Raw genomic sequence first — 23,238 nt, 5'->3', positions numbered from 1 at the left:
CTCGCGCCATGGGGACATCGTCGGCGGTCGTGGTGCTCTGCGCCGCCCTGGCCACGTCGCCGCTGCTCCCGGCCGGCGCGATCGCCGCACCCGACTCGCCGGCACCGGTCACGCCGTGCCCGTACGCCAGCATCCCGTCGATCCCGCCGACGCCGGCCGTTCCGCCCGCGCAGACGGCGAAGCCCGTGGGCGGGGAGAAGCTCGGCACCACCGGTCTGGTCGTGGCCGACGGTGCGCCGACGCCGCCCACGCTCTCCGCCGTGACGTGGATCGTCGCCGACCTCGACAGCGGCGCCGTCGTCGGGGCCTGCGGGCCGCACGTGCGGCGCCGGCCGGCCAGCACGCAGAAGCTGCTCCTCGCCGCCGCGGCGCTGCCGCTGCTGGACCCGAACCTCGTCGTCGAGGCCACCGAGGAGGACGTGCGGGACCTGAAGGACGGTTCGGCGGTCGGCCTGGTCGTCGGCGGCAAGTACCCGGTGTCGACGCTCTGGTACGGGCTGCTGCTGCAGTCCGGCAACGACGCCGCCAACGCCCTCGCGCGGGTCGCCGGCGGCGCGGGCGGCGTCGCGGCCACCGTCGAGCGGATGAACGCCGAGGCCAAACGGCTCGGTGCGCTCGACACGCACGCGGCCAACCCGCACGGCTACGACGCGCCGGACCAGGCGTCGAGCGCCTACGACCTGGCGCTGATCGCCCGGGCCGACTTCGCGCGGGAGGACTTCGTCCGCTACGACACGCTCGACCGGATGCAGTGGCCGGCACAGCCGCCCAAGGATCCGACCGGGTTCCAGATCCAGAACGAGAACCAGCTGCTGGTCAACTATCCCGGTGCGATGGGCGGCAAGACCGGGTTCACCGACGAGGCGCGGCACACGTACGTGGGCGCCGCGCAGCGCGACGGGCGGCGGCTCGTCGTGACGCTCATGGGCGCCGAGATCGTGCCGGGGCGCACGTGGAAGCAGGCGATCTCGTTGCTGGACTGGGGGTTCGCCCAGCCGGCCACGGCGCGTGTGGGACATCTCGTGACACCGGAGGAGATGGCTCCCCCGCCGTCCCCCTCCCCGCAGGCGCGCTCGGGAGTGGGGTCGGCGACCGCCGAGCCGTCCACCGGCGCCTCGAGGAGCTGGGCCCGCTGGTCGGTGCTCCTGGCCGGGCTGGCGATGGTGATCACCGGCGCCCTGGTGATCCGCCGACGCGTTCAGACGACGTCCCGCGGATAGGCGTCCGGGCGCGCGGGATCGAACGGGCCGTCGGTCATCCCGATCACCTGCAACGGCGTCGTGCCGTCGTTGCGCACCGCGTGCGAGGCGCGCAGCGGCACCCGGATCAGCACCGCCCCGGGGCCGAACGCACGCGTGTGCACCGCCGTGCCCTCGCCCTCGTCCCAGTGCAGCGACCAGGGGCCGGTCGACAGGACCGTGAGGAGCTCATGGCGTTCCAGATGGAAATGGTTGCCCCGGACGGCGCCGGGGAGCACGGTCGTGAGGTGCAGGTCGCCCAGCGGGAAACGCTCGGCGAAGAAGTCCGGCGGTGGGCCGAAACTGCTTCCCCGAGCGTCCCCGGTGTCGGCCAGTTCGAAGATCTCGAGCACCGGCCGACTCTAACTATTCGAGAATCTCCGCGACCGTGCCGGCGGCGACGGTGCGGCCGCCCTCGCGGACGGCGAACCCGAGACCGGCGTGCATGGCCACCGGCTTGCCCAGCGACACCGACAGGTCCACGGTGTCCCCCGGAACGACCATCGACACCCCCTCGCTCAGCTCCACCGCGCCCGGCACGTCGGTCGTGCGGAAGTAGAACTGCGGCCGGTAGTTGCCGAAGAAGGGCGTGTGCCGCCCGCCCTCGGCCGACGTGAGCGCGTACAGCCGCGCCCGGAACCGGGTGTGCCCGGCGACGCTGCCCGGCACCGCGACGACCTGGCCGCGCTGCACCTGTTCGCGACGCACGCCGCGGAGCAGGATCGCCGCGTTGTCGCCCGCCTCGGCGGTCGGCAGCGTGCGGCCGAACGTCTCCAGCCCGGTGGCCACCGTGGCCAGCGTCGGCCCGAGCCCGACCACCTCGACCGCGTCGCCGACGTGCAGGCGGCCCTGCTCGACCGCCCCGGTGACCACGGTGCCGCGGCCGGTGATCGTCAGCACGTTCTCGATCGGCATGAGGAACGGCCGGTCGAGAATGCGCGGCGGCACCGGCACGTACGAGTCGACGGCGTCGAGCAGGTCCACAATGGACTGTTCCCACCGCGGCTCGCCGGCGAGGGCCTTGAGCGCGGAGACCCGCACCACCGGCACCTCGTCGCCCGGGAAGCCGTACTCGGTCAGGAGTTCGCGCACCTCCAGCTCGATGAGGTCGAGCAGCTCCGGGTCCTCCGCGGCGTCCGCCTTGTTCATCGCGACGACCAGGTACGGCACGCCCACCCGGCGGGCCAGCAGCACGTGCTCGCGGGTCTGCGGCATCGCGCCGTCGAGCGCCGAGACCACGAGGATCGCGCCGTCGACCTGCGCCGCGCCGGTGATCATGTTCTTCACGTAGTCGGCGTGGCCGGGCATGTCCACGTGCGCGTAGTGGCGGGTGGCCGTCTCGTACTCGACGTGGGCGATGTTGATGGTGATGCCGCGCTGGATCTCCTCCGGCGCGCGGTCGATCCCGTCGAAGGAGACGAACGTGTTCCCGACCGGGTCGCGGTCGGCCAGGATCTTGGTGATCGCGGCCGTCAGCGTGGTCTTGCCGTGGTCGACGTGCCCCATCGTGCCGATGTTGAGATGGGGTTTGTTCCGGATGAACTCACTCTTTGCCATTGGTCTGTCCTAAGTGGAGGGACCTGTTCGGCGGACCGGTGTTACGCGCAAGCCGCTGCCGAGGGAGGCGGCCACGCGCCAGAACCACGCGTGCGAGCCACCCTTCTCCTTGGGTCCTGCTGGAGCGGGAGAAGGGTCAGGGTCGCGTATCCAGGCGACGCGCACAGGCGGACCCGCCCGACGGGATGAGCCCCGCCAGGTCGATCAGAAACGCCGTGCGCATGCGAAGCACCATACGGAGACGGGGACCCCTCCGCGACCGATTTCGATACGCTACCCACCGTGCATCCATCGGTCACGGTCACTCATCGGCTGACCGCCGCCGACTCCACCCCGCACGCGCTGCGCCGGCTGCGCACCGCGCTCGTCGTCCTGGTCGTGGTGGCGCTGGCCGGCGGACTGACCACGTTCCTCGGCGCGCAGTCGACCGCCCGCGCCGTCGACGAGGACGTCGTCCCGACCACCGGCGCCGTCTCGGCCGTGTGGACGCAGCTGCGCGACCTCGACGGGCGGTTCACCGACTGCGGCGCGTGCCCGGGCGTGCTGGCCGGCGGCGAGCACCACGCGGTCGTCGCGGACGCGGTGCAGCGGTTGGGCGTTCTGGCGCAGCGGCCGGCCTCCGACGACGCCGACCGGCAGCTGCTGCAGGTGGTGCAGGGGCTGCTGATCCGGTACCTGGCGCTGCTCGAACAGGCCGGCGTGGCGATCGGACGCGGCCAGCCGCTGCTCGCCGAGGCGCACCTGCGCTACGCGCACGACCTGCTGGACGGCTCGGTGCTGGTCGAACTGGCGGAGTTCCGGGGCGCGGTGCGGGCCGATCTGCGGGCGCAGCGGACCTCCGGGTGGCGGCAGCCGGCGACCGCGCTGCTGTGGATCGTGCCGGTGCTGGTGTGCCTGGCGCTGCTGGTGCTGACGCAGCGGTATCTGGCGTCCCGGTTCCGGCGGCGGCTCAACGTTCCGCTCGCGGCGGCGACCGTGGGCCTGGCGGTCATGGCGGTGGGGATCGCGCAGCCGTGGTGGGGCGCCGCGGACGACTTCCGGCGGGCCACCCGGGGGCTCACCCCACTCGTGGGCCCCGGGAACACACCGCCGCCACCGCCGAGCGCCGCGCTCGTGGCCGACGCCGCACGGGCCGCCGACGGGCACTCGCTGCCGTACCTGCTGGTCGGGCTGGCCGTCGTCCTGGTCGCGCTGATCGCGGTCGGGGTGCAGCGGCGGATCGACGAGTACGGGGGTGGCGCATGAGACGGATGCTGCTGGTCGTTCTTCTGCTGGTGACCTCCTGCGGGGTGGCCGCCGAGGAGACCGTCACGGTGCTGGGGCCGTGGGACCCGGGCGGCAAGGAGGGAAAGGCGTTCCTGGCCACCCTGGACCGGTTCACCCGCGACACCGGGATCGAGGTGCGCTATCGCGGGGTGCGCACCGTCAACGCCATCCTGCGGCTGTCCGACCTCGCCGGCAGCGCGCCCGACGTGGCCGTTCTGTCCAGCCCGGCCGAGCTGGCCCGCTACGCCCGCGCCGGCCGGTTGGCGCGGCTGCCGCGCGATCCGGGCGTTCAGGAGAGGCAGTATCTGGCGCTCGACGACCCGGCGCGGCCGTACGGGGTCGTCGTCAAGACGGACCTCAAGAGCCTGGTCTGGTACGACCGCACGGTCGGGACCGCCGCCGCGGCGCCGTTCACCTCCTTCGCCGATCTGGTCGAACGCGGTCAGCAGGTCCGCGCCAGGGGCGGCGTCGTCCCGTGGTGCATCGGCGTGAAGAGCGGCGCCGAGTCGGGATGGCCCGGCACCGACTGGATCGAGGACATCCTGCTGCACCTGTACGGCGCCGACGCCTACGAACGCTGGGCGCGCGGCGACCTGGCGTGGACCTCCGCCGAGGTGCGCGGCGCCTGGCTCGCCTGGCACCGGCTGCTGGAGACCTCCGGCATGCTCACGCAGTCCCGCACGATGCTGCTCACCGCCTGGAACGAGCACCCACCGACGCCCTGCGCGATGGAGCACCAGGCGTCGTTCCTGCGGCCGCAGGGGTGGGGCGTGCATCCGTTCCCGGGCGACAACTCCGCCGTCTCCGTGGATGTCGCCGGCCTCTTCCACGACCGGCCGGCGGCGCGGCGGCTGCTGGCGTTCCTGGCGTCCCGGCAGGGGCAGCAGGAGTGGACCGGGCGGGCCGGCGGCGGCTTCTTCTCCCCCCGAACGGATCTGGACCGCGCGGCCGCCTACCGGGGCGACGACATCGGTCTCCTGGTCGCGAACCGGTTGGCCGGCAGCTCCCGCTGCCTCGACGGCTCGGACTTCATGCCGCAGGCCGTCGGGACGGCGTTCGCCACGGCGGTGCTGGAGTTTCTCGCGGATCCGCGGGCGGAGGCGCTCGACGGGATCCTCGGTCGGGTGGAGGAGGTGCGGCGTTCGGTCCCGCCCGCGGACTGGCTGCGCGACGCGTGTTCGTAGCTATGCCCGGGGGACCACGATCAGTGGGGTTCTCGCGCGGCGGACCAGGCGGGAGGAGACGCCGCCGAGCATGACGCGGCGCACCGGGCCGTAGCCGCGGGAGCCGCAGCACAGGATGTCGATCTCGTCCGGCCCCAGGTCGGAGAGGACGTCGACGGCATGCCCCGTGCGCAGGTGCGTGGTGGCGTGCACCCCCTCGGGGAGGCCGGCGACGGCCGAGTCCAACGCCCGCTGGTACTCGTCGCGGGCGGTGTTGAGGAAGGCGCGTTCGGCGTCCCGGCCCACGCCGGCCGGCCACACCTCGGCCTGGTCCGCGACGACCGTGTACAGGTGCAGGTGCGCCCGCACCCGGGCGGCCACCCCCGCCGCGAACTCCAGCGCCGCCCGCGCCTCCGCCGTGTCGATGTAGGCCACGCCGATCCGCGTGACGCCGCCGGAGGGCCACCCGCGCAGCCCCGACGGGGCCACCGCCACCGGACAGGAACTGCCGGCGAGGAGGCGTTCCGCGGTGCTGCCCGCGAAGAGTCTGGCGTGCGGCGCCTCGGTGCGCGAGCCCACCACGATGGCCGCCGCGCCCACCTCGTCGGCGAGGTCGTGCAGCCCGTGCGCCGCCGAGGAGGAGGCCACGACGCGGTAGTCGACGGGCAGGTCGGGGTCGACGCCGTTCAGCAGGCGACGGGCGCCGTCGAGCATCTGGGTCGCCACGCGGTGCCGGTCGGCGACCCACTCGGCGTCGACGCGCGCCGGGCTGATGGCCGCCGCCGCGGGGCGCACCACGGCGACGACGAGCCGGCAGCCGAGGACCGCCCGGAGCCGCCGGCCGAGCGCGAGCGCGTCCGCCCCGGAGGGACCGGCGTCGAAGCCGACGATCACGGGGCGGCCCCCAGCGGTCACGGCGCACGCTCCGGGGTCTGCCCGTCCGGCCGCCGTTCCGGCGGGGGTGCCGTGCCGGCGTCCGCCGCGGTCGGGGCGGCCCCGCCGGCGGGTGCGTCGCCGGTGGCGGGTGCGTCGCCGGCCGCCAGGGAGAGGTCGGCGGGCGGGGCCTCGCCGCGCCGCAGGCGGGAGTTCCGGTAGCCGTACGCCGCATAGATGATCATGCCGAGCGCCAGCCACGCCACGAACCGGATCCACGTGCCCAGCGGCAGGTCCTTCATCAGCCACACCGCGAACGCGATGCCCAGCAGCGGGAACACCGGTGACAGCGGCACCTTGTACGGCCGCGGCATCTCCGGACGGGTCCGGCGCAGCACGATCACCCCGACGTTCACCAGGATGAACGCGAAGAGCGTGCCGATGTTGACCAGCTGCACGATCTCGTTGAGCGGCACCAGCGCGGCCAGGATCGAGATGACCACGCCGAGCCCGATGGTGAGCCGGGCGGGCGTGCCGAAGCGCGGGTTCACGGTCGCGAGGCGGGCGGGCATGAGGCCGTCGCGGCACATCGCGAAGAAGATGCGGGTCTGCCCGTACAGGATCACGAGCACCACGCTGGTGATCGCCACGAGCGCGCCGAGGGCGAGCACCCAGGCGGCCCACGAGATGCCGGCGCCGTCGTTCAGGGCGGTGGCCAGCGGGGCCTCGCTGTCCTGCAACTGCTCCCGGCTGGCGATCCCGAACGCCCCGACGGCGGTCAGCACGTAGAAGACGGTGCAGATGACCAGCGAGCCGATGATCGCCAACGGCAGGTCCTTGGCCGGGTTGCGAGCCTCCTCGCTGCCGGTGGAGACGGCGTCGAACCCGATGTAGGCGAAGAAGATGATCGCGGCGGCCGTGGTGACGCTGCCGCTGCCCTCCGGGGTGAACGGCGTGAAGTTGCCCGTGCTGAAGTTCGAGAACGCGATCACGATGAAGAACAGCAGGGCGACCAGCTTCACGCCGACCATGACGAGGTTGGCCCGCGCGCTCTCGCGCACGCCGCGCACCAGCAGTGCCGTGATGGCCAGCACGATGAAGACGGCCGGCAGGTTGACCACACCGCCCTTCTCCGGTGGGGCGGAGATGGCCTCGGGCAGCGAGATCCCGAACGCGGCGTCGAGGAAGACGTTCAGGTTGCCGCCCCAGCCGACCGCGATGGCGGCCACCGACACGCCGTACTCGAGGATCAGGTCCCAGCCGATGATCCAGGCGACGATCTCGCCCAGGGTGGCGTAGGCGTACGTGTAGGCGCTGCCGGAGACCGGGATCGCGGCCGACAGTTCCGCGTAGGAGAGCGCCGAGAAGGTGCAGGCGACCGCCGCGAGGACGAACGACAGGATCACGGCCGGGCCGGCCAGCGCGGCCCCCTCGCCGATCACCACGAAGATTCCGGTGCCGATGATGGCGCCGACACCCATCGCCGTCAGGTGGGTCGCGCCGACGGCCCGCTTGAGCTCGTGGCCGGACTCGCGTGTCTCCGTCACCAGTGACGCGACGTCGCGAATCGCGAAGATCCCTGGTTTGGCCATTTTCCACCACCCTTCGCGCGGCGGGCGGCACCACCGGAGGGTAGGGGTCCGCTCACGCACCGGAGTGATTCAGCGTAAGAGATATCAGTCGATCGAGCTACTTATGCGCAGATCACGATTCGGCCGACGATCGGGCCTAGGCGTGGCGGGCGACCAGCTGGTCGAGCAGGGCGCGGTAGCGGACCCGTTCGTGCTCGATCCGGGCGCTGCGGAACGCCTCCGGCTCCCGGCGCAGCAGTTCCCGCCCGGAAGGCGTGAAGAACGCGGCGGCCGGCACCGCGGACTCCCCCGCCGGGATGAACTTCGCGATCTCGCCGAGCGCCGCCAGCGCCGTCAGCAGGCCGTCGCCCGTGCGGGTGTACCGGTCGGGGTCGTCCGAGGCGATCACCGAGGCCCCGTCGATCGGCGGCGGCGGTGCGGTCGACGCGCGCAGCGCCGCCTCGGCGGGCGGGCCGGACCAGAGTTCGATCATCCGCCAGCCGCCCGGATCGATGAGCGTGGACGGCTCGGAGTCGTGCCCGACGTACCCGATCCCGCGGATCTGCTCACCGGGCGGGGGCGCCGCCACCACGATCGTGAACTGGTAGTGCCGGCCGCCGTGCGGCCCGTCGACGCGGACGACGCGTTCACCGTCGCGTGTGGACAGTCGCACCAGTCGGGCGTGGTCGATCGGCCGCTCGCCCTCGACGACGAGCTCCAGGTACATGTACGCCTCGGTCAGCGTCCGCGCCCGCACCACTCCCACGCGGCACTACCAGGTCCAGCGCCAGAACCGTCGCTCGTAGCGGACGACCAACGTGCCGGCGGCCACGCTGCCCGTGAACACGAGGTGCGGCGCATAGCCGCCCGGCTCCGGCGTGGGCGGCACCGTGGACTTCGCCGTGCCGGCCGAGGCGCCGACGGCGTCGATGTCGGCCGTGGCCCCCGGGGGCAGCACCACGACCACCGTGCCCGCCTGGGCGGCGAGGTCGATCTCGACGAACTGGTGCGTGAAGATCGCGGTGCGCATGTCGAGCTTGACGCTGCCGGCGACGCTGCGGACCTCGATGCGGCGCGGCACGGCCCAGCGCCCGTCGCGCTTGATGTTGCCCGCGTGGCTGCGCAGCTCGATCGTGTCGCGCACGGCGAGCGTGGGCATCGACGTGTCGGGCAGGTCGGCCAGGAGCGCCTCGGCCTCGCCGTAGGTGCGCGCCTTCATCAGCCCGTCGAGCCGCTCCTCGAACTCCGCCAGCTCCAGCCGGCCCTCGCTCAGCGCGTTGTTGAGCCGGGCCACCACGAGCTCGCGGTCGGCGTGCGACATGCGCAGGACACGCCGGTCCGGAACGACGTCACCACTCACGCCCCCGACTCTACGGGTCAACCCGCCGCACCGGAACGCCCAGGCGCGCTACGTAGAACTACGGATTCGCACGCAACGTGATCACGGCGATGCTCGACGGCGACATCACGAGATGGAAGGGGAATCCATGTTCCGCCGCATGTTCGTCGCGCTGGCCCTGGTGCTGGGCATCGCCGCGACCGCCCTCGCCACGCCCGCCACGGCCGCGACCGCCGAGACGCAGGCGCCGGTCGCCACCCGGGTGGACCTGCTCCGTCAGGGCGGCATCATCGGCATCCCGGTGAAGTGGCACGTCACCGACGCAGACACCAGCCCGGAGGCGGTTCGCCTGCTGAACGCCGTCGCCACGCCCGAGTTCCTGGCGCTGAAGCCGATCTACGGGCCGGAGAACCCGTGCTGCGACTTCTTCACGTACACGCTGCGCGTGACCTACTCCGACGGTCGGGTGAAGCGAGTGTTCACGTCGGACCTCGCCGAGGACGTTCCGCCGCTGCTGACGGCCGTCATCCGGCTGACCCAGAAGATCGGCGTCGAGGACGGCGTCAGCAAGTAGCCCGCACAGACCGCACTCCCCCCGGGCGGGGCCGGCCGGACACCATCACGGTCCGACCGGCCCCGCGTGCGCCCATGCGATCATTCCCGGCATGACCGGAATCCGACAGCATGCCGTCGACCCGCGGAGCGAAGAGTTCACGGCGTTCTGGGCGGAGCGGCATCTGGCCACGCTGACCACGCCGCGACCCGACGGCAGCCCGCACGTCGTGCCGGTCGGGGTGACGTTCGACGTCGACGCCGGACTCGCCCGGATCATCGCGAGCGCCGGCACCCGCAAGGTCCGCAACGTCGTCGCCGCAGGTCCGGAGGGTGCGCGGGTCGCCGTGTGCTCGGTCGACGGCCGCCGCTGGGTCACCGTCGAGGGACGCGCCACGGTCAGCTCCGAGCCGGCCGCGGTGGCGGAGGCCGTTCGCCGCTACGCGCTGCGGTACCGGGAGCCGCGCCCCAACCCCGAACGCGTGGTCATCGAGATCGCCGCCACCCGGATCATCGGCTTGTTGTAGCCGACGTTCGGACAGCAGGGCTGGACAATTATGTCTTGTCCGCGCAGGCGGGAAGCTATTTAGTCTCAAGCCGTGACGGCACGATTCCGCTTGGGCGTGGACTTCGGCACCTCCTCCACCGTGGCGGTGCTGTGCTGGCCGGACGGCCGCGTCAAGCCGCTGCTCTTCGACGGTTCGCCCCTGCTGCCGTCGGCGGTGTTCGCGCTGCCGGACGGCAACCTGCTGGTCGGGCAGGAGGCGTCGCACTCCGCGCGCACCCACCCCGAACGCTTCGAGCCCAACCCGAAGCGGCGCGTCGACGAGACCACCGTGCTGCTCAGCGAGGCGGAGGTGCCGGTCGTCGACCTGGTCGCCGCGGTGCTGCGCCGGGTGGCGGCCGAGGCGCGTTCGGTCGCCGGCGAGGCCGTGGTCGACGCGACGCTGACCCACCCGGCCGCCTGGGGCGAACGCCGCCGCGCCGTGCTGGTGGAGGCGGCCCGCCGGGCCGGCTTCAGCAACCGCCAGCTCGTCCCCGAACCGTCCGCGGCGGCCACCTACTTCGCGGCGCTGCCGGGCGCGCGGGTCCCGGTCGGCGGCTGCGTGATCGTGTACGACTTCGGCGCGGGGACGTTCGACGCGAGCGTGGTGCGCCGGACGGAGCACGGCTTCGAGGTGCTCTCCTCGACCGGGCTGCCGGACACCGGCGGGCTCGACGTCGACGCGGCCGTCGTCTCCCACCTGGGGGCGTTGTACGCCGCCAACCACGCCGACGCGTGGCGCCGCCTCGAGGCACCGGTCACCGTCCCGGACCGCCGGCACCGCCGCCTCCTCTGGGAGGACGCGCGGATCGCCAAAGAGGTGCTGTCCCGCGCGAACTTCACGCTCATCCCCGTTCCCCTGGTAGAGGCGGAGGCGCCACTGGGGCGGGAGGAACTCGAACGCCTCATGCTCCCGATCCTGGAAAGGACGATCGCGACGACGGTCGCGGCGGTCCGCGACGCGCGGGTGCAGCCGTCGGACGTGGCCGGGGTCTTCCTGGTCGGCGGCTCGAGCCGGATCCCGCTCGTGGCGACGATGCTGCACCGCACGCTCGGCATCTCCCCCACCGTGATCGAGCAGCCGGAACTGGTGGTGGCCGAGGGCAGCGTGCAGGCGACGGCGCCGCTTGCCGCGGCCGGGTACACGCCACCGGAGGGGTTCGCCGGGACGGTCGGGCCGGAGGGCTACACGCCGGTGCTGGCCCCGATCTCGGGCGCGCCGTACCCGGTGTCGGCGGTCCCGGTCTCCGCCCACCCGGTCTCCACCCCGGCGGCACCCGTGTCGAGCGGGCCGGTCGGGCCGACGGGGCGGGCCACCGTTGCCTCGCCGGCCGGCCCGGTGCCGCCCGGGCCGCTGCCGCCGCGCCCGACCTCGCCGGGCGGCCCGCCGCCGGTGAGCCCGCCGCCCGCCGGCGTGACGACCGTCGGCGCGCATTCCGTCGGCGCGCCGCCGCCGTTGGACGACCCGACCGCGTACGTGCCCGCCCCGGCCGCGCCGACCCCCGGGTCTGCGGTGCGCGACGCCGTGACCGCGCTGGTCGTGGCGCTCCTGGTGGCGTTGGGCACCTCCGTGCCGTGGTACTTCGTCGCCGGGTGGGACCGGTTCGTCGACGCCTCGCTGGCCAGCGCCATGTGGGTGTACCTGCTGTCGGCCGTGCTGGCCACCGGGGTGGCGGCCGGGTTCGCGTCGCGGGCCGCGAGCGGGCGCCGGGCCGCGGGCGGGCTCCTGGTCGCGCTCGGCCTGCTGGTCGCGCTGGTGTCGCAGGGCTATCCCGAGGCGGCGTACTTCGCCGAGGACCACGGCCACGAGTACGCCCAGCGCTTCCTGGCCCTCTCCGGGCCCGTCCTGCTCGTCGCCGTGGGCATCCGGCTGCTCGTGCGCCCTTCCTCCGCCGGGGAACGTCCCTGGGTCGAGCCGTTCGCGCCGCCGCGCCTGCTGGCGTTGGCCGCCCTGTTCATGTGGCCGCAGTTCCTCGTGCAGCTGTCGGCCTACACCGGCAGCGAAGCGGACCTGCAGGTCTTCCTGCTCTTCGCGGGCACGGTGCCGGTGCTCCTCGCGGTGTGGGTGTTCTGGCGGCCGGCGCACTGGGGGCTCTTCGCGCACGCCGTGCTGGCCGCGGCGATGTTCACCTACTACGCGGTGCTCGAACCGGCGTCGACCGACGGGTCCGGCCTGTGGCCGATGCTGGAGAAGTTCCCGATGTACCTGTTCGGCAACGCGTGGGTGCTGCTGGCCGGGCTGATCTGGTACTCGTGCTGGCCGCTGGTGCGCCGGAAGTAGCCGCCACCGGGCTATTGGACCCTCGCGGGCGGGCCCTCCCGGCATAGCGTCTGCGGCATGGAGATCCTGCGGTACGCGGCGTTCACGACCGATCCCTCCGGGGGCAACCCGGCCGGGGTGGTGCTCGACGCGACCGGTGTCGACGAGGCGACCATGCAACGGGTGGCGGCGGAGGTGGGCTACTCCGAGACGGCGTTCCTCTCGCCGGACGGGTCCGTCCGCTACTTCAGTCCGCTGGCGGAGGTGCCGTTCTGCGGGCACGCCACGATCGCCACGGCCGTCGCCCACGCCGAACGCCACGGCCCCGGCGTGCTGGAGCTGGCCACCAAGGCCGGTCCGGTGCGGGTCAGGACCGCCGTGGACGCCGCCGGGCGGGCCACCGCCACGCTCACCAGCGTGCCGCCGCGCACCGCCGGGCTGGCCGACGCCGACCTGGACGCGCTGCTGTCGGCGCTGGGGTGGAAGGCCGCCGAGCTGGATCCGGCGCTGCCGCCGGCGGTGGCGTTCGCCGGCGCGTGGCACCCGATCGTCGCGGCCGCCACCCGGGAACGCCTCGCCGACCTCTCCTACGACATGGCGACCCTGGGCGCGCTGATGGCGGCCCGCGACTGGACCACGATCGACCTGGTGTGGCGCGAGTCGGCGGTGGTGTTCCACGCGCGCAACCCGTTCCCGCCGGGCGGGGTGGTCGAGGATCCGGCGACCGGTGCGGCGGCGGCCGCGTTCGGGGGGTACCTGCGCGAGCGGGGGCTGGTGGCGCCGCCGGCCACGATCACCGTCCACCAGGGGCACGATCTGGGGCGGCCGAGCCTGCTCACCGTGGACGTCCCGGTGTCGGGCGGGATCTCGGTGACGGGCACCGCGGTCGTTCTCTAGCGGCCCAGCATTCCCCGCAGGACCTCGCGGATCGAGGCGCGCAGCGCCGTCGGGGTGCGGGGTCCGCCGGCGCCCGCCAGCTGGTCGTAGACCAGTCCGTCGAGGAACGCCACCAGGTCCGGCCCCTGGCGTTCGGGCTCCGCGGCGCCGGCCGCGGCGAGCAGGTCCCGCGCGGCGCGGCGCATCCCGGCCCCGGCCGCGTGCAGCGCTTCGCGCAGGTCCGGTTGGCGGGCGGCCTCCATGGACAGCTCGTAGCGGGCGAGCGTCCGTTCGCGGCCGGGGCCGGTCAGGTCGAGGACCAGCGCGGTTGCCAGGTCGGCCAGCGCCTCGGGGTCGGTGCCGCCGGCCGGCCGCCGAGCCTGCGCGTCGATCGCCGCCATCCGCCGGGTGACGGCCGCCAGCAGGGCGTTGCGCGTGCGGAAGTAGTACGAGGTGGAGCCCTCCGGCACCCCCGCTTCGCGGTCGACGGCCCGATGGGTCAGGCCGCGCAGCCCCACCCGGGCGATGAGGGTGATAGCGACGTCACACAGTTCGTCTCGGCGGGAGGACACCTCTACAAGCGTAGAGTAAGCGTGTCTACTACGCCTGTAGAGGGAGGAACGATGGGACGCGAGGCGATCGTCGTCGGCGGCGGCATCGGCGGGCTCACCATGGCGATCGCGCTGCACCGGCGCGGCTGGCGGGTCCGGGTGTACGAACGCGCCGCCGCGCTCACCGAGGTCGGCGCCGGCATCTCGCTCTGGCCCAACGCCGTGCGCGCGCTCGACACGCTCGGCCTCGGCGACGCCGTGCGGGCCCGCGGCACCGTCGAGATCGCCGGCGCCATCCGCGCCCCGGACGGCAGGGTGCTGTTCCGCCAGCCGCTCGACGCGGTCGTGCGCAGGCACGGCACCCCGCTGGTGCTGCACCGTGCGCACCTGCTGGAGGTGCTGGCCGGCGCGGTACCGGACGGGGCGGTCGAGTGCGGGAAGACGTTCGACCGGATGGAGCAGGCGGACCTCGTGGTCGGGGCGGACGGGATCAGGAGCACCGTCCGCGGCCTGACCTGGCCCGATGCGCCCGCACCGCGCTACGCGGGCTACACGGCGTGGCGCGCGGTCGGGCCCGCCCCGGACGGCGGGCTGCGCGAGGGCGGCGAGACGTGGGGCCGGGGCGTGCGGTTCGGGTACGCGCCGCTCGGCGACGGCCGCGTCTACTGGTACGCCACCGCGAACGCCCCGGAGGGCAGCACCTGGTCCCCCGACGCGCTCCGGGAGATCTTCGCGGGGTGGCACGGGCCGATCCCCGCCCTGGTCGCCTCGGCCGGCGAGGTGCTGCGCCACGACCTCTACGACCTCGACGGCATGCCCTCCTACGCCCGCGGCACGGTCGCCCTGGTCGGGGACGCCGCGCACGCCATGACGCCCAACCTCGGGCAGGGCGCCTGCCAGGCGATCGAGGACGCGGTGACGCTCGCCGCCGTCGTCGGCGACGACGTTCCGGCCGGGCTGCGGCGCTACGACGCGCTGCGGCGGCCGCGGGCGCGGTGGATGGTGCGGCAGTCGCGGCGGGCCGGGATGTTGGCGCAGCTCTCGTCGCCTCCGCTGGTGGCGGTGCGGGACGCGCTTCTTCCGCGGGTGCCGGCGTCGGCGATGCGCGGTGTGCTCGAGCGCGCGCTCACCTGGTCGCCGCCGGCGGCGTGATCGGCACCTCGGCGGGGGTCAGCCCGGGACGAGCAGGTTTCCGGCGGGCGGGACGCGGTCGGGCAGGTCCTCGGCCGGGCCCGGGCGGCCGAAATGCCAGCCCTGGCCGTAGTCGACGGAGAGGCCGAGCAGCGTGGCGGCGTCCGTGCCGTTCTCGATCCCCTCGGCCACCACCCGCGCACCACTGGCGTGCGCGAACTCCACCAGCGAGCGCACCAGCGTCGCCAGCACGTGGTCGTTGGTGACGCCGTCGATGAGGCTCCGGTCGAGTTTGATCACGTCCGGCGCGGTCAGCACGATGTGGCGCAGCGAGGAGAAGCCCGCGCCCACGTCGTCGATCGCGAGGCGCATGCCCGCGGCGCGCAGCGGGGCCAGGGCCGCCTTCAGCGCGTCGTAGTCGGCGACCTGGTCGTGCTCGGACAGCTCCAGCAGCACCCGTTCCAGGGGCAGCCGCGCGAACAGGGCCGCCGTGTCGGGGCGCAGCAGGGTGCCCGGGGAGACGTTCATGGCGACGTAGCCGTTGACGCCGCGCAGATGCTCCGCCGCCCGTTCCAGGGCCAGCAGTTCCAGGTCGTCGCCCTGGCCGATGCTGTGCGCCTGTTCGAAGCAGACATCCGGGGGGAGATTCCACTCGCGCGGGAAACGGCTGAGCGCCTCGGCTCCGACCCGTTCCCCAGAAGCGAGATCGACGATCGGTTGGAGAACGACCTGGGGACCGCCCTCGGACATCAACGGCAGCAGCCGCCCCTCGATGTCCCGACGCCGGGCCTGCTCGCGCACCTCCGGCTCGATCACCACCGACGCCGCCCGCGCGAGAACGTCCATCAGCGACTTGTCCCGCTTGGTCAGCCCGCGGTCGCTGGTGAGGCCGGCGGCGCAGAACGTGCCGTAGAGGCTCCCGTCGCTCAGCACCACCGGCACCGACACGTAGCTGCGGATCCGCGGGATGCGGGCGGCCGGCAGCTTCATCGCCTCCGGGTAGGCCGTCACGTCCGGGATGACCGGCGGCAGCTTCCCGTCCATGATCGCCTGGCAGAACGTGGTGTCCTGCCGCTGCGTGACCCCCTCGCGGAACACGAACGGGATGGACGACTCCACGACCTCGAGCGTCTGCGTCGTGCCGTCCATCCGCGCGAGGAACGCCACGCTCAGGCCCAGCGCGCGCTTGGCCGTGGTCAGCAGTTCGCCGACCTGCTGCCCCGCCTCCGTGCGCTGCTTCCCCACGTCGGTGCCCATCGGCCGGGCCGGTGCGCACCTGAGCGCGCGGGACGGAAAAGTGTCAGACCCCTGTGGTCGGGTGCTCCGTATGGAAACGCTCGTGCTCGGCGCCACCGGCACCGTCGGTCGGCGGGTCAGCGCCCTGCTCGGCCCGCCCGTTCGGGCCGCCTCCCGGCACGGGCCGGTGCGCTTCGCCTGGGAGGATCCGGCGAGCTGGGCGCCGGCCGTGGGGTCGGCGCGGCGGATGTTCCTCATGGCGCCGGACGGGGTGCCGGTCGACGGCGACTTCGTGCGGGTGGCCGTCGAGGCGGGCGTGTCCCGGATCGTGCTGCTCTCCAGCCGGGCCATCGAGGCGATGGACGACACGCGGCTGCTCGACGCCGAGCGGATCGTCCGCGGGGCCGGGGTGCCGTTCACGATCGTCCGGGCGGACTGGCTCGACCAGAACTTCTCCGAGGGGTTCCTGGCGGACGGGGTGCGCGCAGGGGCGGTCGCGGTGCCCGTCGGGGAGACGCGGTTCGGGTTCGTGGACGCCGGGGACGTGGCGGCCGTGGTCGTGGCGGCGTTCGACGACGCGCACGCCGGCCGGACGTACGAGGTGAGCGGGCCGCGGCTGCTGTCGTTCCGGGCGGCGCTGGAGCTGATCCCGGCGAGGGTCGAGTTTCTCGGCGGCGACGAGGACTACCGCGCCGCGATGTCCTCCTTCGGCGTGCCCGACGCGCGGATCGCGGCGGAGCTGCGGGCGTTCGGGGCGCTGCGGGCGCTCGGGGACGGGACCGTGACGGACGTCGTGCCGCGGCTGCTGGGCAGGCCGGCGGTCGACTTCGCGCAGTACGTGGCGGAGGCGTTCCGCACGCCGCCGGGCGGCGTCAGCCCTTGACGGTCAGCAGGGGGCGCAGCTCCACCACGGGCTCGGCGACGCCGGCCGTACGCAGGCTCTCCACCACCGGCGCGACGTCCTTGTAGGCCCACGGCGCCTCCTGCTTGAGGTCCCGCCGCCACGCCTCGATGATGTCCCGCCGGCCGGCGATCGTCGGGTCCCGGTGGTTGAGCGGCGTCACCACGCGAAACTCGCGCAGGAACGCGTCCAGCTCGGCGTCGCTCCCCCGCGCGGCGGCACCCCGGGGCACCCGGCGCCCCGCACCGTGGCAGGCACTGCCCAGGGACCTCGTGCTGCCCAGCCCGCGCAGCAGATAGCTCGCGGCACCCATCGAACCCGGCACGATCACCGGCTCGCCGTAGAGCCGCGCCTCGTCCGGGCCGCCCGCCGGCGTGGCGCCCTTGCGGTGCACCACCGTGCCGTCGCCGCCCTCCCACAGCAGGTTGTGCGGCGACTCGTAGACGGGCCGGGCCCCGGGCTCGGCACCGGTCGCGGCCGCCAGGCCGGCGCGCATCATCAGCGACAGGAAGTACCGGTTGCCGATCGCGAAGTTGGCCGCGTTGGCGAACGCCGTCAGATACCGGTGCTTCCTCGGGTGGTCCAGCAGCAGCGGCACGATGCCGTTGGCCGGCAGCGGCAGGGTCTTCGGCCACGCGGCCCGGGCCAGGTCGCGGCCGGTCGCGCCGGCCTGGTGCCCGAGCGTCAGCGAACCGCTGTGCACCATCGTCACCACCTGCCCCGGGGCCAGGCCCCAGGCGTACGCGGTGGCGCCGTCGTGCACCGCCGAGACGTACTGCAGCTCGGCGAAGTGGTTGCCGCCGCCGACGCTGCCGATGACGCTGTCGTAGCTCACCCCGTCGCCGCCGCCCGCGCCGCCGCTGGTGATCCAGTCCCGGAAGTCCTCGGCCGAGTCGACCGGCCAGCCGGCCGCGTGGGCCGGGATCTCCTTGTCCTCGGGAACGGCATGAGCCCAGATGCCTTCGTTTCTTGCGGACTTCGTCCCGAGCCCGGGCAACCCCTCGCGCAGGAGCCCCTCGCGTTGGGCCGGCGTCAGCGCGATCCGGCGGCCGCCCTCGAAGAACAGGTGGCGCAGCGCGCGCTCGACCGCGTCGAGGCGGGGCCGCACCTGGTCGACGGTGAGCCGGGTCGCCTCGACGCGCATGCCGCAGTTGATGTCGTTGCCGACGGCCGCGGGCAGCAGCGCGCCGGTCGTGTGCACCACGGTCCCGATCGGGATGCCGGCGCCCTTGTGCAGGTCCGGCGTGCAGACGACCCGATCGATGCGGGGCTCCCGCGCCAGGCCGGGCGTGGCGTCGGCGAGCGTGCGCAGCGCGGTGGCGGTGTCGAGGACGGCGAGCAGCTCGTCCACGGCCGCCGTCTCCACCGGAACATCCGGACCCGCGCAGATCTCGACCGGCACACCGGCCGGATTGGACAGGGACAACCAGGAATCGTCGACCCGGGTCAGCCGGGGATCGGTGCGTCGTGACATCGCCGCCAAAGATCCCACCGCCGGTCGACCCGTCGCCACCCAATTCCGCGCGGGCGCGCAAACCGTACATTACGGATCGCAAAGACTGGCTTAACTGAATATTTCACGCGCTCGAAATTGATGGTCTGTCAATCTGCGCAGCTCAGAGGCGTGCTTCCGAGCGTGCGACAGGTGTCTCGCCGAATCGTGACTTGCCACGATCCAAACTGCCGCATCCCACCGGGTGACCGCGGTCCCCAGGACCTAAGAAGCCCCACGGCAGCAACGGAGGAACACCTCTATGCAGCAGTCAGACCTCCCCGCCACGCCACGCCGGTTCGGATTCCTGCGCACCCGGCGCGGCAAGGTGATCACCACCGCCGCGGTCTTCGCCGCACTCGTCGGCGGCGGCCTCGTCGTGGCGCCGTTCGCCAGCGCCGACGAGATCGGCCAGGCGCCCTCGGCCCAGAACATCACCGGCGCCGGCAACTTCCGCACCACCGAGACCCGCATCAGCGGCCAGTCCGGCTTCGGCGGCGGCTTCGTCTACACGCCGAACGCCACCGGCAGGTTCCCCGTCATCTCCGTCTCGCCCGGCTTCACGGCCCGCTGGTCCAGCATCGACTGGATGGGCCCGCGCCTCGCGTCCTGGGGCTTCGTGGTCGTCGGCATCGAGACCAACAGCACCACCGACCAGCCCGCGAGCCGCGGCCGGCAACTCCTCGCCGCACTCGACTGGGCCGTGAACGACGCCCCGTCGGCCGTTCGCGCCAAGGTCGACGGCAGCCGTCGCGGCGTCGCCGGCCACTCCATGGGCGGCGGCGGCACGCTGGAGGCGTTGAAGGCGGATACCACCGGCACGGTGCGGGCCGGCGTGCCGGTCGCCCCCTGGGACCTCGACAAGACCTGGGACGACGTCAGCGAGGCGGTCATGATCGTCGGCGGCCAGCGCGACGCCATCGCCCCGGTCTCCACCCACTCGAACCGCTTCTTCAACACGCTCGCCGGACCGAAGGCCCTGGTGGAGATCGCCGGCGGGAGTCACTTCTTCCCGCAGCAGCGCAACGAGCCGACCACCTCCCGCGCGATGGTGAGCTGGTTCAAGTCGAGGCTCTCCGACGACGGGCGCTTCGACGAGTTCACCTGCGGGTTCAACGCGGCGGCGGGGGCGTCCCGGTTCCAGAGCAATCAGTGCTGAATTAGCGCACCGATACGCACTCTCCGCGACGGCGGCCGTTACCCCCAGGGCGGCCGCCGTCGGTGCATCCAGGGCAGGCAGATGCACACCGTTGACGTCATGCGGTGAGCAGGCGCGCCAGGATCTCCCAGGTCTCCGCGTCGTCCGCATCCCCCACGTGCGGCCGCCGGAACCGCTCCACGCACACGGCGAGGTCGTTCACGTCCCAACGCACGCGGTACAACTCCAACACCGCGGGCCGCACCGGCACACCCGTCGCGGCCGTGTAGGCGTCGAAGAGGACCGGATCGTCGAGCAGCCACAGATCGCGTTCGGGGGGTGCGGCGCGGGCGGTGTCCCAGTCGACCAGCCGCCACCCGTCGGGCGCGCGCATCGTGTTGCCCGGATGCGGTTCGCCGTGCGTGAAGACGCGGCCGGCCGGGGCGGACCCGACGAGCGCGTCGTAGCGGTCGAGCAACTGTCGCACGGTCGACGAGCGCGCCGCGAGCAGGGCGGCGGCGCGGGACGCGTAGGGGCCGGTGTCGGTGAAGCCGTGCGGGTGCAGGCCGTCCCGGTGCGGGATCGCGAAGTCGTCCGCCGGCAGGCCGGCGACGGGTGCCGCGTGCAGCCGAACGAGCATGTCGAGCACGGCGCGGCGATGGTCGGAGCCCGCCCAGGCGCCCCAGTCGAACACCTCCCCCTCGACGAACGGATAGACCGCCACGGTGAATCCGCCGTCGATCCGTACCGCCGACGCGCCGTCCACAGTGGACAGTGGGGCCACGACGAAGTCGAGGTCGAGCGCCCGCACCGCGTCCAGCACGGCGTGCAGGGAATCGTGCGCGGGAACGTGGTCCACCGTCACGAAGTACGACCCGGCGATCCAGTGGTGGCTGCCGAAGCCCACCGGCGCGTACGTCAAAGGCAGTCCGTCGAGCCGCCAGTGCGCGGCCAGGGCGGCGCGAAGGTCCTCGACGGACAGGCCGAGCGGTGGAGCGAGCATCCACGCACGTTAGCGGCGCAGGCCCCACTCGGCGACGTTATACAGCGGTCCCGTGCCGGCCGGGTTGTCGCGCACGTTCACGAAGCGGTGGTTGACCGCCAGCAGCGTCGGCCGTTGGAACAGCGGCAGCACGTACGCGTCGTCGGTCAGCAGCGCGTCGGACTGGTTGAGCAGCACCGCCGTCCGGTCGGGATCGGTCTCGGCGGCCGCCTGCTTGAGAAGGTCGTCCACGACCGGGTTCCGGTAGCCGCCGTAGTTCCCGCCGCCGTCGCTCGCCCAGGTCTGCAGCGCGTTGGCGGTGGGGAACGGCGCCCCGGTCCACGCGAACAGGATCAGGTCGAAGTCGCCCGTGGTGATCGTCCGGCCGAACTCCTCCACCGGCGTGATCTTCGTGGTGATGCCGAGTTCGGAAAGCTGCACCTGGATCACCTCGGCGATCTGCCGGCGCTGGTCGTTGCCCGCGGCGTACGAGACGCGCAGGTCTATCCGGGTGCCGCCGGCGTTGGACAGCGACGTTCCCACGCCCGAGTAGCCCGCCTCGACCAGCAGCCGGCGGGCGGTGGTCACGTCGCCGTAGCCCTGGCCGGCGGCGGTCACCACGTCGCGGTAGCCCGACTGGGACGGCACGTAGTTGTGGCTGCCCAACGGCTTCAGGTCGGGGTCGACACCGCCGACGGTCTTCTCGATGATCGCCCGGCGGTCGATCGCGGTGAAGATCGCCCGGCGCAGCGCCGCGTCGGCGAGGAGCGGGTTCGCCAGGTTGACGTCGAGGTGCTCCCAGCCGAGGCCGGGCGTCACCACATGGTCCACTTCGGACAGTCCCTCGACGGTGCGCAGCGTGTCCGGGGTCGCCTGCGGGTAGATGGCCTGCACCTCGTCGTTGCGCAGCGCGGTGACGGCCGCCGCCGGGTCGCTGATCACGCGGAAGACCATCTTGTCGAGCGCGGGGCGGGTCCGGCCGTACCAGCGGGCGTTCGGGACGAGGGTGACGGACTCCTCGGGGACCTGCGCGGCGACCTTGTACGGGCCACCGGACCACGTCGGAACGGTGTCGTTGAACCACTTCCACGACGCGGCGAGGGTGGTGCCGCCCTTTGCCAGTGCCACGTGCGACGGGTACAGCGTGCCGAAGAGCGAGCGCCAGTCCGCGAACGGCGTCGCGAAGGTGACCGTGACGGTGCGGCCGGTGTTCTCCGAGCGGATGTTCGCGATGCGGTCGTAGCCCGCTGTCGAGGCCGCGGCGCACTCGGTGCAGTCGACGCCGTTCTGGGTGCGCCAGGCGTAGACGAAGTCGTTGCCGGTGATCGGGGTCCCGTCGTCCCACACGGCCTCGGCGCGGATGCGGTACTCGATCACCTGCGGGGCGGCCGAGATCTGTTCGGCGCTCTCCAACAGGTCCGGGTTGGGCGTCGTGCTCAGATCGGGGTGCGTCACGAACGCCGCCGGCAGCACACCCGCCAGCACCTGCGCGGTCTCCAGGCTGTTCGCGTCGGCGTCGTTGAGGTTCCAGCCGCTGACCGGCCGCGCGACGGCGTACGTGAGCGTGCCGCCGCTGCCGGTCGCGCCGCCGTTGCACTCGTTGGGCGAGGTCGAGCAGTCGGAGAACGCCTCCGAGACCGTCACTTTCGTCTCGTGACTGCACCCGGCGAGCAGGAGAAGTGCCAGTCCCGCGGACAGAAGTCGCCTCACCACACACCGTTCGTCAGCCGGTCGGGTGAGTTGAGGACTTCGGGGACGAAATTCCGGCCATCCGGGCAGTCACGTTCCCCCTGGTGGAGACGTATCGTCTGCCTTCATGACCTTCGCTGGAACGCCACGCCCGCCCCGGCGCTGGCACCACGCCGCGACGGAGTTGGACGACTTCGCCATCGTCACCTACCGGGTCTGCGCGCAACGGCTGAAGGAGCACCTGCCGGAGGGCTTCATGCCGCGCGAGTTCGCGTTCGACGACGGGGACACCGGCGCGCTCGTCTCGGCGGTCGTCTTCCGCGACCGGGACTTCCACTTCCGGTTCTGTCCGCCGGCGCGCATCTCCTGCGGGCAGATCAACTACCGCGCCTACGTGACGGCGCACGGACAGCCGGGCGTCTGGTTCTTCGGCACCGCGCTCGACCACGGGCTGGTCAACGTGCCGCGGACGCTGTGGGGCATGCCGTGGCGGCGCAGCCGGATCGGCATCACCGGCGAGTGGAAGGCCGCGCCGGCCCGCTGGCGGATGACGGCCGACGACAGCGACGGCACCAGCCTCTGCGAGGCGGTCGAGGACCCCACCCTGGAGCGGATGGACGGGTTCACCGAGCCGCTCGCCTGGCTCGAGCTGCTCACCCACCCCACGATCGGCTGGTACCCGCGTCGCGGCGGCACCGTGGGCACCTACAGCATCTGGCACCCGCCGATGCGCCCGCGGCGCTTCACGGCGCGCAGCGCGCGCTTCACGATGTTCGAACGGCTGGGCCTGACCACGGCGGACTCGATGCCGCACTCGATCCTGGCCCAGCCCACGCTGCACTTCGACATCCACACCCCGCCGGGGCGCTACACGCCGCC

Annotated in this window: 21 protein-coding genes and 1 pseudogene; 11 read left to right on the top strand and 11 right to left on the bottom strand. The window is 73.2% G+C overall.

The window, feature by feature from the left end; genetic code table 11:
• Window positions 1-8 precede the first annotated feature (8 nt).
• Window positions 9-1,220, top strand: a complete 1,212-nt coding sequence (locus Val02_RS09240) for a D-alanyl-D-alanine carboxypeptidase family protein (protein ID WP_203898521.1) — start codon at window positions 9-11, stop codon at window positions 1,218-1,220.
• Here the strand turns inward: Val02_RS09240 and Val02_RS09235 are convergent.
• Window positions 1,199-1,591 carry a cupin domain-containing protein gene (locus tag Val02_RS09235; protein WP_203898520.1) on the bottom strand — a complete coding sequence of 131 codons (393 nt, stop codon included), beginning with the start codon at window positions 1,589-1,591 and terminating at the stop codon, window positions 1,199-1,201. The genes Val02_RS09240 and Val02_RS09235 overlap by 22 nt on opposite strands.
• A gap of 13 nt (window positions 1,592-1,604) precedes the next feature.
• Window positions 1,605-2,795: an elongation factor Tu gene (gene tuf / locus Val02_RS09230; RefSeq protein WP_203898519.1), complete on the bottom strand. Its 1,191-nt coding sequence runs from the start codon at window positions 2,793-2,795 to the stop codon at window positions 1,605-1,607.
• A 282-nt stretch (window positions 2,796-3,077) separates the two neighbouring features.
• On the opposite strand from tuf, the gene Val02_RS09225 reads away from it, so the two are divergent.
• Complete coding sequence (locus Val02_RS09225; protein ID WP_203898518.1) at window positions 3,078-4,040, top strand: GlnX family signal transduction membrane protein; 963 nt, start codon at window positions 3,078-3,080, stop codon at window positions 4,038-4,040.
• Window positions 4,037-5,245, top strand: a complete 1,209-nt coding sequence (locus tag Val02_RS09220; protein WP_203898517.1) for an ABC transporter substrate-binding protein — start codon at window positions 4,037-4,039, stop codon at window positions 5,243-5,245. The genes Val02_RS09225 and Val02_RS09220 overlap by 4 nt, the downstream gene beginning before the upstream one ends.
• On the opposite strand, the gene Val02_RS09215 is transcribed toward Val02_RS09220, so the two are convergent.
• The 4 genes from Val02_RS09215 to Val02_RS09200 all read right to left on the bottom strand — a co-directional run bounded on the left by Val02_RS09215 (window position 5,246) and on the right by Val02_RS09200 (window position 9,028).
• Window positions 5,246-6,139 (bottom strand): universal stress protein, encoded by an 894-nt coding sequence (locus Val02_RS09215; protein WP_203898516.1) that lies wholly within the window; start codon window positions 6,137-6,139, stop codon window positions 5,246-5,248.
• Complete coding sequence (locus Val02_RS09210) at window positions 6,136-7,689, bottom strand: amino acid permease (RefSeq protein WP_203898515.1); 1,554 nt, start codon at window positions 7,687-7,689, stop codon at window positions 6,136-6,138. Before Val02_RS09210 ends, Val02_RS09215 begins: the two co-directional genes overlap by 4 nt.
• A gap of 136 nt (window positions 7,690-7,825) precedes the next feature.
• Complete coding sequence (locus tag Val02_RS09205) at window positions 7,826-8,434, bottom strand: hypothetical protein (protein ID WP_203898514.1); 609 nt, start codon at window positions 8,432-8,434, stop codon at window positions 7,826-7,828.
• Between the two features lie 6 nt (window positions 8,435-8,440).
• On the bottom strand, window positions 8,441-9,028 hold the full coding sequence (locus tag Val02_RS09200) for a DUF1707 SHOCT-like domain-containing protein (RefSeq protein WP_203898513.1): 588 nt from the start codon (window positions 9,026-9,028) through the stop codon (window positions 8,441-8,443).
• 127 nt (window positions 9,029-9,155) lie between these two features.
• On the opposite strand from Val02_RS09200, the gene Val02_RS09195 reads away from it, so the two are divergent.
• From Val02_RS09195 to Val02_RS09180, 4 genes are all read left to right on the top strand, one after another.
• Window positions 9,156-9,581, top strand: coding sequence for a hypothetical protein (locus Val02_RS09195; RefSeq protein ID WP_203898512.1), 426 nt, complete (start codon window positions 9,156-9,158; stop codon window positions 9,579-9,581).
• Between the two features lie 91 nt (window positions 9,582-9,672).
• Window positions 9,673-10,086, top strand: coding sequence for a pyridoxamine 5'-phosphate oxidase family protein (locus tag Val02_RS09190; RefSeq protein WP_203898511.1), 414 nt, complete (start codon window positions 9,673-9,675; stop codon window positions 10,084-10,086).
• 72 nt (window positions 10,087-10,158) lie between these two features.
• Window positions 10,159-12,384, top strand: a complete 2,226-nt coding sequence (locus tag Val02_RS09185; RefSeq protein WP_203898510.1) for an Hsp70 family protein — start codon at window positions 10,159-10,161, stop codon at window positions 12,382-12,384.
• A gap of 57 nt (window positions 12,385-12,441) precedes the next feature.
• Window positions 12,442-13,260, top strand: a complete 819-nt coding sequence (locus tag Val02_RS09180; protein WP_203898509.1) for a PhzF family phenazine biosynthesis protein — start codon at window positions 12,442-12,444, stop codon at window positions 13,258-13,260.
• Here the strand turns inward: Val02_RS09180 and Val02_RS09175 are convergent.
• Window positions 13,257-13,811, bottom strand: coding sequence for a TetR/AcrR family transcriptional regulator (locus Val02_RS09175; protein WP_239152619.1), 555 nt, complete (start codon window positions 13,809-13,811; stop codon window positions 13,257-13,259). The two genes, Val02_RS09180 and Val02_RS09175, sit on opposite strands and share 4 nt — an antisense overlap.
• Before the next feature lie 51 nt (window positions 13,812-13,862).
• On the opposite strand from Val02_RS09175, the gene Val02_RS09170 reads away from it, so the two are divergent.
• Window positions 13,863-14,942 (top strand): FAD-dependent monooxygenase, encoded by a 1,080-nt coding sequence (locus tag Val02_RS09170; protein ID WP_203898508.1) that lies wholly within the window; start codon window positions 13,863-13,865, stop codon window positions 14,940-14,942.
• Between the two features lie 18 nt (window positions 14,943-14,960).
• On the opposite strand, the gene Val02_RS09165 is transcribed toward Val02_RS09170, so the two are convergent.
• Window positions 14,961-16,178 carry a sensor domain-containing phosphodiesterase gene (locus Val02_RS09165; protein ID WP_203898507.1) on the bottom strand — a complete coding sequence of 406 codons (1,218 nt, stop codon included), beginning with the start codon at window positions 16,176-16,178 and terminating at the stop codon, window positions 14,961-14,963.
• Window positions 16,179-16,248: 70 nt separating this feature from the next.
• On the opposite strand from Val02_RS09165, the gene Val02_RS09160 reads away from it, so the two are divergent.
• Window positions 16,249-17,040 carry an SDR family oxidoreductase gene (locus Val02_RS09160; RefSeq protein ID WP_203898506.1) on the top strand — a complete coding sequence of 264 codons (792 nt, stop codon included), beginning with the start codon at window positions 16,249-16,251 and terminating at the stop codon, window positions 17,038-17,040.
• Here Val02_RS09160 and Val02_RS09155 read toward each other — a convergent pair.
• Window positions 17,030-18,532 (bottom strand): RtcB family protein, encoded by a 1,503-nt coding sequence (locus Val02_RS09155; RefSeq protein WP_203898505.1) that lies wholly within the window; start codon window positions 18,530-18,532, stop codon window positions 17,030-17,032. The genes Val02_RS09160 and Val02_RS09155 overlap by 11 nt on opposite strands.
• A 280-nt stretch (window positions 18,533-18,812) precedes the next feature.
• Here Val02_RS09155 and Val02_RS09150 point away from each other — a divergent pair, with 280 nt between their 5' ends.
• Window positions 18,813-19,709 (top strand): alpha/beta hydrolase family protein, encoded by an 897-nt coding sequence (locus Val02_RS09150; RefSeq protein WP_203898504.1) that lies wholly within the window; start codon window positions 18,813-18,815, stop codon window positions 19,707-19,709.
• A 97-nt stretch (window positions 19,710-19,806) separates the two neighbouring features.
• On the opposite strand, the gene Val02_RS09145 is transcribed toward Val02_RS09150, so the two are convergent.
• Both Val02_RS09145 and Val02_RS09140 read right to left on the bottom strand, forming a co-directional pair.
• Window positions 19,807-20,691: a phosphotransferase gene (locus tag Val02_RS09145; protein ID WP_203898503.1), complete on the bottom strand. Its 885-nt coding sequence runs from the start codon at window positions 20,689-20,691 to the stop codon at window positions 19,807-19,809.
• Between the two features lie 9 nt (window positions 20,692-20,700).
• Window positions 20,701-22,380, bottom strand: coding sequence for an ABC transporter family substrate-binding protein (locus Val02_RS09140; protein ID WP_203898502.1), 1,680 nt, complete (start codon window positions 22,378-22,380; stop codon window positions 20,701-20,703).
• A 106-nt stretch (window positions 22,381-22,486) separates the two neighbouring features.
• Between Val02_RS09140 and Val02_RS47220 the strand changes: the two are divergent.
• Window positions 22,487-23,173 (top strand): annotated as a pseudogene (locus Val02_RS47220) (DUF2071 domain-containing protein); the annotation flags it as partial.
• Between the last annotated feature and the right edge of the window lie 65 nt (window positions 23,174-23,238).

The organism is Virgisporangium aliadipatigenens (assembly GCF_016863615.1).
Taxonomy (GTDB): Bacteria; Actinomycetota; Actinomycetes; order Mycobacteriales; family Micromonosporaceae; genus Virgisporangium; species Virgisporangium aliadipatigenens.
The sequence above is the reverse complement of the archived record's forward strand: the minus strand, read 5'-3'. Positions and strand labels throughout refer to the sequence as shown.

Coding starts and splice junctions, on each gene's coding strand:
- Val02_RS09240 (WP_203898521.1), top strand. CDS start 9: ATGGGGACATCGTCGGCGGTCGTGGTGCTCTGCGCCGCCCTGGCCACG.
- tuf (WP_203898519.1), bottom strand. CDS start 2,795: ATGGCAAAGAGTGAGTTCATCCGGAACAAACCCCATCTCAACATCGGC.
- Val02_RS09220 (WP_203898517.1), top strand. CDS start 4,037: ATGAGACGGATGCTGCTGGTCGTTCTTCTGCTGGTGACCTCCTGCGGG.
- Val02_RS09210 (WP_203898515.1), bottom strand. CDS start 7,689: ATGGCCAAACCAGGGATCTTCGCGATTCGCGACGTCGCGTCACTGGTG.
- Val02_RS09195 (WP_203898512.1), top strand. CDS start 9,156: ATGTTCCGCCGCATGTTCGTCGCGCTGGCCCTGGTGCTGGGCATCGCC.
- Val02_RS09190 (WP_203898511.1), top strand. CDS start 9,673: ATGACCGGAATCCGACAGCATGCCGTCGACCCGCGGAGCGAAGAGTTC.
- Val02_RS09180 (WP_203898509.1), top strand. CDS start 12,442: ATGGAGATCCTGCGGTACGCGGCGTTCACGACCGATCCCTCCGGGGGC.
- Val02_RS09170 (WP_203898508.1), top strand. CDS start 13,863: ATGGGACGCGAGGCGATCGTCGTCGGCGGCGGCATCGGCGGGCTCACC.
- Val02_RS09165 (WP_203898507.1), bottom strand. CDS start 16,178: ATGGGCACCGACGTGGGGAAGCAGCGCACGGAGGCGGGGCAGCAGGTC.
- Val02_RS09160 (WP_203898506.1), top strand. CDS start 16,249: ATGGAAACGCTCGTGCTCGGCGCCACCGGCACCGTCGGTCGGCGGGTC.
- Val02_RS09155 (WP_203898505.1), bottom strand. CDS start 18,532: ATGTCACGACGCACCGATCCCCGGCTGACCCGGGTCGACGATTCCTGG.
- Val02_RS09150 (WP_203898504.1), top strand. CDS start 18,813: ATGCAGCAGTCAGACCTCCCCGCCACGCCACGCCGGTTCGGATTCCTG.
- Val02_RS09145 (WP_203898503.1), bottom strand. CDS start 20,691: ATGCTCGCTCCACCGCTCGGCCTGTCCGTCGAGGACCTTCGCGCCGCC.